The sequence below is a fragment of the Hydrogenophaga sp. genome, assembly GCF_031426985.1.
In the GTDB taxonomy this organism is placed as follows: domain Bacteria; phylum Pseudomonadota; class Gammaproteobacteria; order Burkholderiales; family Burkholderiaceae_C; genus Hydrogenophaga.
The window spans coordinates 28,633-43,383 of sequence record NZ_JASJOY010000044.1; the positions used below are offsets into that span (position 1 = coordinate 28,633).

Genomic DNA, 14,751 nt, shown 5'->3' on the forward strand with positions numbered 1-14,751 from the left:
AGCAGATGGTGGTGGGCCGCGCGCGTTTCAAGACCCGGGGTCCGTTCGGCCCCACAAACCCGCTCACGCCGGGCTGCAAGTTTCTTCAATGCGCCGCCGGCCCACCCGCCGTACACTGCCGCGCATGAACGCCCCCACCGCCCCCGCCGAAGTCTCCCGCGCCGAACGCGCCGCCCGCCAGGCCGAGGTGGTGCGCGCCCTGCAGGCCGTGCTGCCGGCCCACGCCCTGCTCTGGCAGACCGAAGACACCACGCCCTACGAATGCGACGGCCTGACCGCCTACCGCGAGCGCCCGCTGGTGGTCGCCCTGCCCGAGAACGAGGCGCAGGTAGCGGCGGCCCTCAAGGTCTGCCATGCGCTGGATGTGCCGGTGGTGGCGCGCGGCGCCGGCACCGGCCTCTCGGGCGGTGCCATGCCGCACGCCATGGGCGTGACCTTGTCGCTGGCCAAGTTCAACCAGATCGTCTCGATCGATGCCCGATCGCGCACGGCCGTGGTTCAGGCCGGTGTGCGCAACCTCGCCATCAGCGAAGCCGCCGCGCCCCACGGCCTGTACTACGCGCCCGACCCGAGCAGCCAGATCGCCTGCACCATCGGCGGCAACGTGGCCGAAAACTCCGGTGGCGTGCACTGCCTCAAGTACGGCCTGACGGTGCACAACGTGCTGCAGGTGCGCGGCTTCAGCATCGAAGGTGAGCCCGTGCGCTTCGGCGGCGGCGCGCTCGACACCCCCGGCCTGGACCTGCTGTCGCTGGTGATCGGCAGCGAAGGCATGCTCGCGGTGGTCACCGAAGTGGTGGTCAAGCTGGTGCCCAAGCCCCAGCTGGCGCGCTGCATCATGGCCAGCTTCGACGACATCCAGAAAGCCGGTGACGCGGTGGCGGCGGTCATCGCGGCCGGCATCATCCCGGCCGGGCTGGAGATGATGGACAAGCCCATGACCGCGGCGGTCGAAGACTTCGTGCACGCCGGCTACGACCTGAACGCGGCCGCCATCCTGCTGTGCGAGAGCGACGGCACGCCCGAAGAGGTTGAAGAAGAGATCGGCCGCATGAGCGCGGTGCTGCGCGGCTGCGGTGCCACCGCCATCGCCGTGAGCCAGGACGAGGCCGAGCGCCTGCGTTTCTGGAGTGGCCGCAAGAACGCCTTCCCCGCGTCGGGCCGCATCAGCCCCGACTACATGTGCATGGACTCGACCATCCCGCGCAAACGCCTGGCCGACATCCTGTTCGCCATCGCCGACATGGAGCGCAAGTACGGCCTGCGCTGCGCCAACGTGTTCCACGCCGGCGACGGCAACCTGCACCCGCTGATCCTGTTCGATGCCAACGACCCCGACCAGCTGCACCGCTGCGAGCAGTTCGGCGCCGAGATCCTGGAAACCAGTGTGGCCATGGGCGGCACCGTCACCGGCGAACACGGCGTGGGCGTGGAAAAACTCAACAGCATGTGCGTGCAGTTCAGCGCGCAGGAAAACGCGCTGATGTTCGCCGTCAAGCGCGCCTTTGATACCAAAGAGCTACTCAACCCTGGCAAAGTGATCCCAACACTGCAACGTTGTGCCGAATACGGCAAGATGCTGGTGCGTGGAGGCCGTTTGTCTTTCCCGGAACTGCCGCGTTTCTGACTGTCATATTTAACAGTTCAGCCCGGGGGGCTCGGGTACAGTGGTCGGTATGAGCGCCCTGCACTCCACGACCCCTGAGCGACCGCAGACCGATGCGGCCGAGCATCAGGCGCTGTCGCGCGAGCAGGCTCTGGAGCGCGAGCTGGAGACCCTGCGCCGTGAAAACGCCCACCTGCGCCGCCAGCACGCCCGCCTGCTGGCCGGCCCGGCGTCCGACCCGAACCTGACCCTGCCGGTCCCATTGGACCTGTCACTGCGCGCCGCGGGGCTGGGCGATGTCCCCAATGCGCAGCTCGAATACGAAGGCCTGCTGTCTTCGCTGGCGAGTGTGTTTCCCATCGGCGTGTTCCGCATCGACCACACCGGCCTGCTCACGCATGTGGACGACGCCCTGCAGCGCATCTTCGGCCTGCCAGCGCCTGAATTTGCGCAACTGGGCTGGATGCGGCTGGTGCACCCGCAGGACCTGGAGCGCGTGCAGCACCACTGGCACGCCGCCGTGCCCCGCGGCAACAGCCTGAGCATCGAATTCCGGCTGGTGCGCACGGACGGCGAAGTGGTGCACCTGCTGGTGCGCAACGTGCCGCACCTGGACGATGAGGGCCAGCTGATCGGCCACCTGGGTTTCGTGCAGGACATCAGCTCGCTGCGCGAGCTGCAGGCCGACGCACGCATCCAGGAAGAACTCAACCGCCAGATCATCGCCAGCAGCCCCGACTGCACCAAGGTGCTGGACCTGCAAGGCCATGTGCTGCAGATCACCGCGCGCGGCTGCCACCTGGTCGAGGTCGACGACTTCGAACAGGTGCGCGGCAGCGACTGGACGCAGTGGTGGAAAGGCGAGAGCGAAGCCCAGGCCCGGCAGGCGGTGGCCAGCGCACAGCGGGGCGAAACCGCCCACTTCGTGGCCTTCGGCGAGACATTCAAAGGCACCCCCAAATGGTGGGACACCGTGGTGTCTCCCATCCACGACACCCAGGGCCACCCGGTGATGCTGCTGGCCGTCTCGCGCGACATCACCGAACAACACCGGCAGCAGGCACACATCCACCAGCTCAACAACGACCTGGAAGCCCGGGTGCGGGAACGCACCGAAGCGCTGGCCGAGACCAACGATCGCCTGCGCCAGACCCTGACCGATGCCCAGGCCCTGTACAACCAGGCCCCCTGCGGCTACCACTCGGTCGATATCACCGGCACGTTCGTGCTGATCAACCAGACCGAACTCGACTGGCTCGGGTACACCCGCAGCGAAGTGGTGGGTCGGCTGCACTTCCGCGATTTCGTGCAGCCCGAACACCTGGAGCGGGTCAAGGAACGGCTGCGCCGCCTGGCGAGCGGCGAGAAGCTGGACGCGGCCGAACTGAACATGCGGCGCCGCGACGGGTCGGGTTTCGTGGCCCTGCTCAGCAGCACCGCCGTGACCGACGAGCACGGGGCATTCGTGCGCACCAACAACACGCTGGTGGACATCACCGAACGCAAAGCCGCCGAACACGCCCTGGACGCCCAGCGCACCTTCCTGCAGACGATCACCAACAGCGTGCCGGTGCAGCTGGCGTTTTTCGACAGCGCCCTGGTCTGCCACTTCGCCAACGCCAGCTACGCGCGCTGGATGGGTGGCGAACCGGCCGCGCTGGTGGGGCGGCACCTGAGCGAGATCGCCCGTCCGCAGGACTACGCCTCCGCACAGCCCATGCTGGCCGCCGCGTTGCGCGGCGAGTCCCAGCAGTTCGAGGGCGAGCGCATCTTCCCCGACGGCCACCGCTTCTACGCCAGCATCGAATACACCCCCTACCGGCACGACGGCCAGGTGCGCGGCCTGTTCATCCAGATGCTGGACATCACCGAACGCAAGGCATCCGAAGACCGGGTGCAGAACGCGAACCGCCAACTGGGCGAGGCCCTGCAGCAGGCGCAGGTGCTGTACAACCAGGCGCCCTGCGGCTACCACTCGCTCGACGTCAACGGCATCTTCGTCGCCATCAACGACACCGAACTCCAGTGGCTGGGTTACACGCGCGAAGAGGTGCTCGGCCACCTGCATTTCCGCGATGTCACCCTGGCCTCGCGCGTGCCGCTGCTCGAAGACCGCATGGCCCGCCTGCTGCGCGATGGCGTGCTCAGCGGTGCCGAGTACGAAATACGCCGCAAGGACGGCACGGTGTTCCAGGCGCTGCTGTCGTCGGCGGCGGTGCTCGACGCCGATGGCCGCTTCCTGCACAGCAACACCACGGTGGTGGACATCACCGCACGCAAGGCGGCCGAAATGGCCTTGCGCGAGAACCAGCGCTTCCTGCAGACCATCACCGACCAGGTGCCGGGCATGATCGCCTACCTGGACGCGATGCTGCGTTTTCGTTTCGCCAACGCCGAGCACCAGCGCATCTACGGGATGGACCCGGCCAAGATGCTGGGCATCCACATCAGCGAAGTGGTGCCCGCCGAGGTGTGGGCCGAGATCGGCCCGCGCATGCAGGCCGCGATCGGTGGACAAGCGCAGCATTTCGAAGCCTGGCGCAAAACCATCACCGGCGAATCGATCTTCATCAGCGCCAGCTACCTGCCCGACATCCACGAAGGCCTGGTGCAAGGCGTGTTCGTGCAGATCGTGGACATCACCGAACGCAAGCGGGTGGAAGAACGCGTCAACCAGCTCAACGACGAGCTGGAGCAACGCATCCAGGAGCGTTCGCTCGAACTGCTGGAGAGCGAGCAGCGCTTTCGCCTGATGGTGGACAACCTGCGCGAGTACTGCATCTTCTTCCTGGACAGCCAGGGCCTGATCACCGACTGGACCGACAGCGCACAGCGCATGGAGGGCTATTCGCCCACCGAAATGCTGGGGCGCCACTATTCGCTGCTGTTCGAACGCGACCAGGACGGCAGCAAAGCCCTCGAAAGCGCCAACCAGATGATGCGCCTGGCCGCGTCGCGCGGCCAGCACGAGCTGCAGAGCTGGCACCGCCGCAAGGACGGCAGCGAGTACTGGTCGCATTCTTTGCTGATCGCCTTGCGCGACGATCAAGGCGAGCTCAAGGGCTTTGCCAAGATCAACCGCGACATGACCGACGCCAAACGGCTCGACGACCTGATGCGCAACATCAACGACGAGCTGGAAAACCGCGTGGCCGACCGCACCGAGCAGCTGCTGGCGGCCAACAAGGACCTGGAGTCCTTTTCCTACTCGGTCTCGCACGACCTGCGCTCGCCGCTGCGCCACATCTCCAGCTTTGTGAGCCTGCTCGAAGAGCACCTGGAAGGTCAGCTCGACGAGACCGCCCAGAAGTACCTGGGCACCATCGGCGGTTCGGCCCGGCACATGAGCCAGCTCATCGACGGGCTGCTGGCCTTCTCGCGCCTGGGCCGCTCGGCCGTCAACCTCACGGCGGTGGACCTCACCTTGCTGGTGGATGCGGTGGTGAGCCAGCTGGCGCACGACACCCACGGCCGCGTGGTGGACTGGGTGATCGCGCCCGATCTGCCGGTGGTCCAGGGCGACGCCCTGCTGCTGCGCGAGGTCTGGGCCAATCTGCTGGGCAACGCCTTCAAATACACCCGCCCGCGCGAGAGGGCCCGCATCGAAGTGGGCTGGAGCGTGGACCCCGCCGTGGGCTACACCTTCTACGTGCGCGACAACGGCGTGGGCTTCGACACCAAGTACGCCTCCAAGCTGTTCGGGGTGTTCCAGCGCCTGCACCGGGCCACCGAGTTCGAGGGCACCGGCATCGGCCTGGCCCTCACCCGCCGCATCCTCGAACGGCACGGTGGTAGCATTTGGGCTGAGAGCCAGGTCGGCCAAGGCAGCGTGTTCCATTTCTCGCTGCCGTTTGAAGGCTGCAGCCCCACAGAGGCATCCAAAGACGCGGTTCCATCCGCCCTCGAACCATGAACAAGAACGCCGACGCCATCCTGCTCGTTGAAGACAATCCCGACGACGCGGAGCTGACCCGTCTGGCGCTCGCGCGCCACGGACTGGACGGCCGCGTGACCCACGTGTCGGACGGCATGCAGGCCCTGGACTACCTCTACCGCCGCGACGCCTTTGCCGACCGCACTGGTGGCAATCCGGTGCTGGTGCTGCTGGACCTGAAAATGCCCCTGCTCGACGGCATCGGCGTGTTGCGTGAAATCAAGGGATCGGACAACCTGCGCAACATCCCCGTGGTGGTGCTGACCTCGTCCACCGAGCCCAGCGATCTGCAACGCGCTTACGACGCCGGCACCAACGCCTACATCGCCAAGCCGACCGAGTTCGCGCAGTTCCTCAGCGCCATGAAGCACGTCTGCGAGTTCTGGATCAACATCAACCAGACCGCGCCGCAGAACGCAGGCGCGGGTGCGCGCAACTCCTCGTTCGGTGAGTTGAACTGACTTCGGGCTGAACACCCCCCAACAAAAAAAGCGCTCCGGGGAGCGCTTTTTTTGTGGCCGCCCAGCGGCGGTTCGGTCGTGCAACAGATCAGGCGTACAGGTCGGAATCGGCCCACTGGGACGATGGGCCGTTGTCCTCGCTGGTGGGGGGCACGTCCAGGTTGAGCACGAACACCACCTCGCCACCGAAACGGCCCACGCCCAGGGTTTTCATGAGTTGCTGTTCCTGCTCCGGGCGCTCCATGCGCAGGAAGCAGATGGCCTGTTTGGTGCCTTCGTGCATGGCGGTCAGGATGTCCAGTCGCGTGATGCGGCCGAACTCACTGCACAGCTGGTGCAGCGCGGCTTTCAGGCTGTTGATGTCGCCGTGTTGTCTGAGTCCTGCGAGTGCGCTCACGTTTTCACTCCCGAAAGTGGGGTGCCACCAACGCGGCACCATCGCCCATCCGAGCGCAAGCCTGGGTCGGACGGGAAACCATGTTAGTACACGCACAACAAAATCTCACAACTCTGTTACAAATCCCCTCCCCCTTCCGAGGCATCTGTTCACGAACGGGCGCACCGGGTGCAACGCCTTCGCGCCCGGCCCGGCGCGCTTGATGGGTTCTGCGCCTTGGATATGCTTGGGCACCGTGCCCGAGTGCACCGAGGTCTTCCATGAACGCCCACCCGCCCGCTCTCCCCCTCCCAACGTCGGCACGGGACGACCTGCCCGACCTGGACCGACTGGTGCAACTGGCCTGTCAGACCGCCGGTGTGCAGGCGGCCCTGCTGGTGGAATGGACCCTGCCCCAACCCCAGGTGCTGGGACGTCACGGCCTGACACCGGCCCAGGTCGACCTGGCGCTGGACGCCTGCCTGCGCGCCCTGCCCACGCCGCAGCGCGAAGCCTGCCTCCCGGACGCCATGGCGCACCCGGCGCTGGCGGACCACCCCTGGGCCACCGGGCCGGCGGCGTGGCGTTTTTTGCAGGCGCTGGCCCTGCCCATGGATCTGCGTGAACCGGCGGCGTCGCTGATCCTGCTGGACCGGCCGCCGCGCGAGACGCCGGTGCGCGCCAGCGAAGCGCTGCAGGTGATCGGAGCCCTGGGCTCGGACCTGCTGGGCTTCATCCGCCACCACCAGCACCTGGTTCAGCGCGGCGAGCACAGCGCGGTGCAGAACCACAGCGCGCTGCGCGAGAGCCAGAGCCGGCTGAACCTGACCGAACACACGGCCGGTGTGGGCAGCTGGTCGCTGAACCTGACCACCCACGAACTGGTGCACTCCGACGAGCTGGCGAGCGTCCTGGGCCTGCAGCCGGGCCAGAGCCTGCAGTCGACCGAAGACATGGTGCTGCGCTGCGCGCCCGAATGGCGCAGCGGCCTGCGCCAGCGCCTGGAGCTGTGTGAGCACAACGGCCTGGGCTTCGACGAAGAAATCCAGGTGGCGGTGCCCGCCGGTGCGCCCAAATGGGTGCGCGCCGTGGGCAGCGCGGTGCAGGGCGCGGCGGGACAGATCCTGCGCATCCAGGGCGCGATGCAGGACATCTCGGCCCAGAAACAGGCGCAGCAGGAAACCACGCTGCTGGCCATGCGCCTGACCACCACGCTGGCCAGCATCACCGAGGCCTTCGTGACGCTGGACCGGCAGTGCTGCTACACCTACCTGAACCAGGAGAGCGAACGGCTGCTGCAGAAGTCCACCTCGGAACTGCTGGGCCTGGAGGTGTGGCACGGCCTGGCGCCGGCGCTGGCCCAGCGCCTGCGGGAACAGCTCATGCGCGCCGTGGAGAAAAACCGCCGCGTCGAACTGGAAGAGCATTTCGCCACGCTGGGCAAGTGGCTGGAGGTGCGCGCCTACCCGTTTGCCGAGGGCCTGGCGGTGTACTTCCGCGACGTGACCGAACGCCGCCGCTCGCAGGAACAGCTGATGCTGCTGGAAACCAGCGTGGCGCGGTTGAACGACATCGTGGCGATCGCCGAGGCCGGCCCCGACCTGCACGACGAACCACGCATCGTCTTCGTCAACGACGCCTTCGAGCAGCACACCGGCTACAGCCGTGCCGAGGTGCTGGGCCAGACACCGCGCATGCTGGTGGACATGGACCCGACCATGTCCAAACTGCAGGACCTGGTGGCCGGCCTGCAGAGCAAACGGCAGGCCCGCACCGAACTGATGGTGCGGCGCAAGAGCGGCGCCTGGTTCTGGGTCGAACTGGAAGTGGTGTCGGTGCAGACCGTGGCGGAGGCGGCCACGCACTGGGTGGCGGTGGGGCGCGACATCACGCAGCGCAAGAACGCGGAGGACATGATCCGCCACCTGGCTTTCTACGACGCGCTGACCGACCTGCCCAACCGCCAGTTGCTGCTGGACCGCCTGCAGCGCTCGCTGGCCGAATGCGCACGCAGCGGCCAGCACGGCGCGCTGATGTTCATCGACCTGGACAACTTCAAGATCCTCAACGACACGCTGGGCCACCACATGGGCGACCAGCTGCTGCAGAAGGTGGCGCAGCGCCTGACTCAGAGCGTGCGCAAGACCGACACCGTGGCGCGGCTCGGCGGCGACGAGTTCGTGGTGATGGTGGACGACCTAAGCACCGACGGGGAGGCCGCCGCCTACAAGACGCGCGTGCTGGCCGAGAAAGTGCTCAACACCTTGCGCGAACCCTTCCAGCTCACCGGCCACCAGCATTTCGCCACGCCCAGCATCGGCGTCACCTCGTTCTGCTCCAACCAGAGCGACGTGAGCGAACTGCTCAAGCAGGCCGACCTGGCCATGTACCAGGCCAAGACGCTGGGCCGCAACACCTTGTGTTTCTTCGACCCGGCGATGCAGGCCTCCATGAGCCACAACGCGGCCGTGGGCGTGGACCTGCGCGAGGGCCTGCACACCCAGCAGTTCGTGGTGCTCTACCAGCCGCAGGTGGACCGCCTCGGCCGGGTGGGCAGCGTGGAAGCCCTGGTGCGCTGGAAACACCCGCGCCGCGGCCTGGTGATGCCCAGCGAGTTCATCCCCGTGGCCGAGGACACCGGCCTGATCCTGCCCCTGGGTCGCTGGGTGCTGGAAACCGCCTGCACCCAGCTGGCGCTGTGGGAGAACGAAGCCCACACCCAGGAGCTGAGCATCTCGGTCAACGTCAGCGTGCGCCAGTTCCGCCACCCGGACTTTGTCGACATGGTGATGGAGTCGATCCAGCACGCCCGCATCCGCCCGCACAAGCTCAAGCTTGAACTCACCGAAAGCCTGCTGGCCGACCGCATGGAGATCACGCTGGAGAAAATGGGCCTGCTCAAGGCCCTGGGTGTGACGCTCTCGCTGGACGACTTCGGCGTCGGTTACTCGTCACTGTCCCTGCTCAAGCGCCTGCCGCTGGACCAGCTCAAGATCGACAAGGGCTTTGTGTCCGACGTGCTGACCGACGCCAGCGACGCCGCCATCTCGCGCGCCATCATCTCGCTGGCGCAGAGCCTGAGCCTGCAGGTGGTGGCCGAGGGGGTGGAGACGCTGGAGCAGCGCGACTTCCTGGCCAGCCAGGGCTGCGACCACTTCCAGGGCTACCTGTTCGCGCCGCCTTTGCCCATCGTTGAGCTCGATGCCCGGCTGCGCGGCAAGCTGCCGCTGTCGGCGCCGCCGGGCACGAACTGGTGACACCCCCTGCGCCGCTGCGCGGCTTCCCCCTCTCTCGCCTGCGGCGGGAGGGGGACGCACCCTGTGGCCCGGCAAAGCCGGTTCCACGGGTGCCCTGACCTAGGTCACGCGCTCCGGCCAGAAGTCGGGCCGTTGCCCCCACACCTTACCCTGCGAACAGCGCCACGTTGCCGCCCGCGGCCGTGGTGTTGATGGTCAGGGTCTGCTCGGCGCAGAAGCGCAGCAGGTAGTTCGGCCCGCCCGCCTTGGGGCCGGTGCCGCTCAGGCCTTCGCCACCGAAGGGCTGCACGCCGACCACGGCGCCGATCATGTTGCGGTTGACGTAGACGTTGCCCACCCGTGCCGCCGTGGCCAGCGCCTGGGCGCGGCTGTCGATGCGGGTCTGGATGCCCAGCGTCAGCCCATAGCCCAGGGCGTTGATCTGACGGATCACGTCCATGGGCTCCCCACCCCAACGCACCACCTGCAGCACCGGGCCGAAGATCTCCTGTGTCACCTCGCTGATGGCCTTCACCTCGAACATCTGCGGCGCCACCAGGTTGGGCATCCCGGCCGTCGCGGCCGTCTCCGGCAGCAAGGCCTTGGCGCTGCCGCGCAGGCGCACGACGTGACGCTGGATGTTGTCAAAGGCCTCGGCGTCGATCACCGGGCCGAGGTCGGTCGTCAACTGCGACGGATCGCCGGCCACCAGCTCGTTCGCCGCGCCCTGGATCATCTCGATCACGCCATCGGCAATGGCTTCGTGCACGCACAGCAGGCGCAGCGCCGAGCAGCGCTGGCCCGCGCTGCGGAAGGCGCTCTGCACCACCGCGTCGGCCACCTGCTCGGGCAGGGCCGTGCTGTCCACCAGCATGGCGTTGATGCCGCCGGTCTCGGCGATCAGCGGCACGATGGGGCCGTCCTTGGCCGCCAGCGCGCGCTGGATGATCTTGGCCACCTGGGTGGAACCGGTGAACACCACGCCGGCCACGCCGGGCGCCGCGACCAGCGCCGCGCCCACGGTCTCGCCCGGGCCGTGCAGCAGCTGCAGCGCGTCCTGCGGGATGCCGGCGGCGTGCAGCAGTTTCACGGCTTCGAGCGCCACGGCCGGGGTCTGCTCGGCCGGCTTGGCCAGCACCGTGTTGCCGGTGGCCAGCGCCGCCGCGACCTGGCCCATGAAGATGGCCAGCGGGAAGTTCCAGGGGCTGATGCAGACCCAGGCGCCGCGGCCTTCCAGGCGCAAGGTGTTGCTCTCACCCGTGGGGCCGGGCAGGGTCTGCGGCGCCATCACGCGCTCGGCCTCGTTGGCGTAGTAACGCAAAAAGTCCACCGCCTCGCGCACCTCGGACACGGCGTCGCCCCAGGTCTTGTGCGCTTCTTTCACCAGCAGGGCACAGAAGCGCGGCAGCGCCGCGTCGAGCGCGTCGGCGGCGAAGCGCAGCACGGTCGCGCGCTGGGCCACGGGCGTGTGGTTCCAGGCCCCGAAGGCGCCGACGGCGCGGGCCACGGCCTCGCTGGCATCATCAGCCTTGGCCTCGGCCACCATCGGCACGCTGCAGGCCGCGTGCGCCGCCAGCAGTTCGTCGCGCTGCGCGATCACCGCCAGGTCGCGGCCGCTGCTGTTGGCGCGCGCGGCGCCGTACAGGTCCATCGGCATCGGCAGCGACGCCTGTGGCTCCAGGCGCAGCGGCGAGATCAGCAGCTCGTCCATGCCCACCGATTCGTCGGCCAGCTGGTGCACGAACGACGAGTTGGCGCCGTTCTCCAGCAGGCGGCGCACCAGGTAGGCCAGCAGGTCGCGGTGCGCGCCCACTGGGGCGTAAACGCGGCAGCTCACCAGCGGGTTCTTCAGCACCTCGCGGTAGATGCCCTCGCCCATGCCGTGCAGGCGCTGCAGTTCAAACGGCACGGCCTGGCGCGCCCCCATCTGCAGGATGGCCGCGATGGTGCCGGCGTTGTGCGTGGCGAACTGCGGAAAGATCGCGTCGGGCGCGTCCAGCAGCGCCTTGGCGCAGGCCAGGTAGCTCACGTCGGTGTGGTGCTTGTGGGTGAACACCGGGTAGGCGGGGAGGCCCTGCTCCTGCGCACGCTTGATCTCAGCGTCCCAGTAAGCGCCCTTGACCAGGCGGCACATGAACCGGATCTTGTACTGGCGGGCCAGCGCGGCGATGTGCGCGATCAGCTCGACCGCGCGCGTCTGGTAGGCCTGCATGGCCAGACCCAGGCCTTGCCACTGCGGGCAATGTTCGGCCACCAGGGCGGCCAGCGCCTCGAACACGTCCAGCGAGAGTTCGAGCCGGTCCACCTCTTCGGCGTCGATGGTCAGGTTGATGTTGGCGGCCGCCGCGGCGCGGCACAGCGTCCACACGCGCGGCACCAGCTCGGCCATCACGCGTTCGTGCTGCGCATCTTCGTAGCGCGGGTGCAGGGCGCTGAGCTTGATCGAGATGCCGTCGTTCTTGGCCGGGTGGCGCGCCGGGTCGGCGCCCTGGGCGATGGCGGCGATGGCGTTCTGATAGCTGGCCTGGTAACGCAGCGCGTCGGCCTGGGTGCGGGCGCCCTCGCCCAGCATGTCGTAGCTGAACTGGAGGTTGGGCTGCTTCTTGCGCGCTGCGGTCGCCTCCTTCATGCCCTCGCCGATGGTCTGGCCCAGCACGAACTGGCGGCCCAGCAACTGCACCGCGCGCAACGTGGCGGCGACCACGGTGCGCGCGCCCAGCTTGGCCATCAGGCCCGGTTCGTGGCCCGCGTCGGGCAGGAAGTGCTTGGACATGGCGATGGCGGTGGACGACAGGCGCGCCAGCGTCGAGTCGGCGGCGCCGTCGAAGTCGGCACGGCCCAGTTGGTCGGCGGTGAGCGCGATCGCGGTCTCGGCGTCGGGCACGCGCAGCAGGGCCTCGGCCAGGCGCATCAGGGCCAGACCCTCGGCGCTGGAGATCGGGTATTCCTTGAGCAGGCTTTCCATCGCCCAGAAGGGCGGCGGGTTCTCGCGCACCGCGCGCACCCAGGGCGCGGCCACCTGGGCGGCGGCGGCCCAGTCCAGCGCACCCTGCAGCGCGGCCAGGCGCTGGGCGACGGTCTCGGCCTCGGGCCGGTAGGGGAAAGGCAGTCGGTCGGTGGTGCGGGGCATGGAAGTCTCCGGAAATGGGTTCGGCAGGTGAATTGCGTGATGGTGCCCATCAGTTCGATGAATTTCTGGCTGTTTTTTGCCATTCAACCGGATAATTCACTACCCATGAGCGAAACCACCCACGAACTCGACCGCATCGACCTGCGCATCCTGAGCGTTCTGCAGGCCGATGGCCGCATTGCCAACCTCAAGCTGGCCGAGGCAGTGGCGCTCTCGCCCACGGCCGTGCTGGCGCGCACCCAGCGCCTGCAGCGCGACGGCTACATCCTGGGTTACGAGGCGCGGCTGAACCCGCTCAAGCTCGGGCGCGGCATGCTGGTCTTTGTGGAGGTGCTGCTGGACCGCACCACGCCCAACGTGTTCAACGAGTTCAAGGCCGCGGTGCAGGTGCGCGACGAGATCCTGGAATGCCACATGGTGGCCGGCGGCTTCGACTACCTGATCAAGACCCGCATGGCCGACATGGCGGCCTTCCGTGACTTCGCCGGCAGCGTGCTGTGGCAGCTGCCGGGCGTGCGCGAGACGCGCACCTACGCGGTGATGGAAGAGGTGAAGAACAGCAGCCGGCTGCCGCTGTGAGGCCTTGAGCGCCGCGCGCGCCGGCCAGTCGGTTCAGGCCGGCTTGGCGGGCCGCACGCCGAAGATGGCGCGCCCGACCCGCACCAGGGTCGAACCGCCAGCGATGGCGGCGTCCAGGTCCTCGCTCATGCCCATGGAGAGGGTGTCCAGCGACAGGCCCCGGGCGTTGAGTCCGTCGAACAGGGCCCGGGCCTGCTGGAACACCGCGAGCTGGGCCGCGAAGCCGTCCGCCGGCTCCGGGATGCACATCAGCCCGCGCAGGTGCAGGTTCGGCAGGGCGGCCACCGCCTGCGCCAGCGCCAGCAGATCCGGCGGCGCGGCACCCGACTTGTTGGCCCCGCCGTCCACATTGACCTGCAGGCACACCTGCAGCGGCGGCCGATCGGCCGGGCGCTGCTCGCTAAGCCGCTGCGCGATCTTGAGCCGGTCCACCGACTGCACCCAGTCGAAGTGGGTGGCCACCAGCCGCGTCTTGTTGCTCTGCACCGGCCCGATGCAGTGCCATTCGATGGCCGCCTGCGGGTGCGAGGCGCGCAGCGCCAGGATCTTTTCGACCCCTTCCTGGATGTAGTTCTCGCCAAAGGCGGTCTGCCCCGCCGCCAGCGCATCGGCCACGGCGTCGGGTCCGAAGGTCTTGGAGACGGCCAGCAATGTGACAGCGTTCACGTCTCTGTCCGCCTGTGCACAGGCCACCGCCATCCGGCTGCGCACCTGTTGAAGATTGGTTTCAATCGTCGTCATAATCAGTCGCTAACCCCAACACAGCACGGAACTCCGGATGGACATCACGCAACTGCTCGCCTTCAGCGTCAAGAACAAAGCGTCCGATTTGCACCTCTCCGCCGGGCTGCCCCCCATGATACGGGTGCATGGCGACGTGCGCCGCATCAACGTCGAGCCGCTGGACCACAAGATGGTCCACAGCATGGTGTACGACATCATGAACGACAGCCAGCGCAAGCAGTACGAGGAGTTCCTGGAGTGCGACTTCTCGTTTGAGATCGAGGGCCTGGCGCGTTTTCGCGTCAACGCCTTCAACCACAACCGCGGCGCCGGCGCCGTGTTCCGGACGATTCCGAGCAAGATCCTCACGCTGGAACAGCTCAACGCGCCCAAGATTTTTGGCGACCTGGCGCTGCGCCCGCGCGGCCTGGTGCTGGTGACCGGCCCCACCGGCTCGGGCAAGTCCACCACGCTGGCCGGCATGGTCAACCACCTCAACGAGACCGAGTACGGCCACATCCTGACGGTGGAAGACCCGGTGGAATTCGTGCACGAGTCCAAGAAGTGCCTGGTCAACCAGCGCGAAGTGGGCCCGCACACGCTGAGCTTTTCCAACGCGCTGCGCTCGGCCCTGCGCGAAGACCCGGACGCGATCCTGGTCGGTGAAATGCGCGACCTGGAAACCATCCGCCTGGCCATGACGGCG

The 14,751-nt window shown here is 67.8% G+C and carries 9 protein-coding genes; 6 read left to right on the plus strand and 3 right to left on the minus strand.

Annotation, left to right across the window (positions count from 1 at the left end; genetic code table 11):
• Positions 1–124: 124 nt before the first annotated feature.
• From RMP09_RS06410 to RMP09_RS06420, 3 genes are read left to right on the plus strand one after another with little or no spacing between them, the layout of a single operon-like run.
• Entirely contained in the window at positions 125–1,627 is a 1,503-nt protein-coding gene (locus RMP09_RS06410) for an FAD-linked oxidase C-terminal domain-containing protein (RefSeq protein WP_310565176.1), read from the plus strand.
• A 49-nt stretch (positions 1,628–1,676) separates the two neighbouring features.
• On the plus strand, positions 1,677–5,519 hold the full coding sequence (locus tag RMP09_RS06415) for a PAS domain S-box protein (protein WP_310565177.1): 3,843 nt from the start codon (positions 1,677–1,679) through the stop codon (positions 5,517–5,519).
• Positions 5,516–6,001 carry a response regulator gene (locus tag RMP09_RS06420; protein WP_310565178.1) on the plus strand — a complete coding sequence of 162 codons (486 nt, stop codon included), beginning with the start codon at positions 5,516–5,518 and terminating at the stop codon, positions 5,999–6,001. Before RMP09_RS06415 ends, RMP09_RS06420 begins: the two co-directional genes overlap by 4 nt.
• An 88-nt stretch (positions 6,002–6,089) precedes the next feature.
• Here the strand turns inward: RMP09_RS06420 and RMP09_RS06425 are convergent, their stop codons facing one another.
• Positions 6,090–6,398 (minus strand): RNA-binding protein, encoded by a 309-nt coding sequence (locus RMP09_RS06425; protein ID WP_310565179.1) that lies wholly within the window; start codon positions 6,396–6,398, stop codon positions 6,090–6,092.
• A gap of 260 nt (positions 6,399–6,658) precedes the next feature.
• Between RMP09_RS06425 and RMP09_RS06430 the strand changes: the two genes are divergently transcribed.
• Complete coding sequence (locus tag RMP09_RS06430; RefSeq protein WP_310565180.1) at positions 6,659–9,634, plus strand: EAL domain-containing protein; 2,976 nt, start codon at positions 6,659–6,661, stop codon at positions 9,632–9,634.
• Positions 9,635–9,779: 145 nt separating this feature from the next.
• Here the strand turns inward: RMP09_RS06430 and RMP09_RS06435 are convergent, their stop codons facing one another.
• A complete protein-coding gene (locus tag RMP09_RS06435; RefSeq protein WP_310565181.1) occupies positions 9,780–12,743 on the minus strand; it encodes an L-glutamate gamma-semialdehyde dehydrogenase in 2,964 nt (987 codons plus the stop codon).
• Positions 12,744–12,848: 105 nt separating this feature from the next.
• On the opposite strand from RMP09_RS06435, the gene RMP09_RS06440 reads away from it, so the two are divergent.
• Positions 12,849–13,322 carry an Lrp/AsnC ligand binding domain-containing protein gene (locus RMP09_RS06440; RefSeq protein WP_310565182.1) on the plus strand — a complete coding sequence of 158 codons (474 nt, stop codon included), beginning with the start codon at positions 12,849–12,851 and terminating at the stop codon, positions 13,320–13,322.
• A gap of 33 nt (positions 13,323–13,355) precedes the next feature.
• Here the strand turns inward: RMP09_RS06440 and RMP09_RS06445 are convergent, their stop codons facing one another.
• A complete protein-coding gene (locus tag RMP09_RS06445; protein WP_310565183.1) occupies positions 13,356–14,063 on the minus strand; it encodes a YggS family pyridoxal phosphate-dependent enzyme in 708 nt (235 codons plus the stop codon).
• A 37-nt stretch (positions 14,064–14,100) separates the two neighbouring features.
• Between RMP09_RS06445 and RMP09_RS06450 the strand changes: the two genes are divergently transcribed.
• A partial coding sequence (locus RMP09_RS06450) for a type IV pilus twitching motility protein PilT (protein ID WP_310565184.1) occupies positions 14,101–14,751 on the plus strand: 651 nt, incomplete at its 3' end.

Coding starts and splice junctions, on each gene's coding strand:
- RMP09_RS06430 (WP_310565180.1), top strand. CDS start 6,659: ATGAACGCCCACCCGCCCGCTCTCCCCCTCCCAACGTCGGCACGGGAC.
- RMP09_RS06415 (WP_310565177.1), top strand. CDS start 1,677: ATGAGCGCCCTGCACTCCACGACCCCTGAGCGACCGCAGACCGATGCG.
- RMP09_RS06435 (WP_310565181.1), bottom strand. CDS start 12,743: ATGCCCCGCACCACCGACCGACTGCCTTTCCCCTACCGGCCCGAGGCC.
- RMP09_RS06420 (WP_310565178.1), top strand. CDS start 5,516: ATGAACAAGAACGCCGACGCCATCCTGCTCGTTGAAGACAATCCCGAC.
- RMP09_RS06440 (WP_310565182.1), top strand. CDS start 12,849: ATGAGCGAAACCACCCACGAACTCGACCGCATCGACCTGCGCATCCTG.
- RMP09_RS06445 (WP_310565183.1), bottom strand. CDS start 14,063: ATGACGACGATTGAAACCAATCTTCAACAGGTGCGCAGCCGGATGGCG.
- RMP09_RS06410 (WP_310565176.1), top strand. CDS start 125: ATGAACGCCCCCACCGCCCCCGCCGAAGTCTCCCGCGCCGAACGCGCC.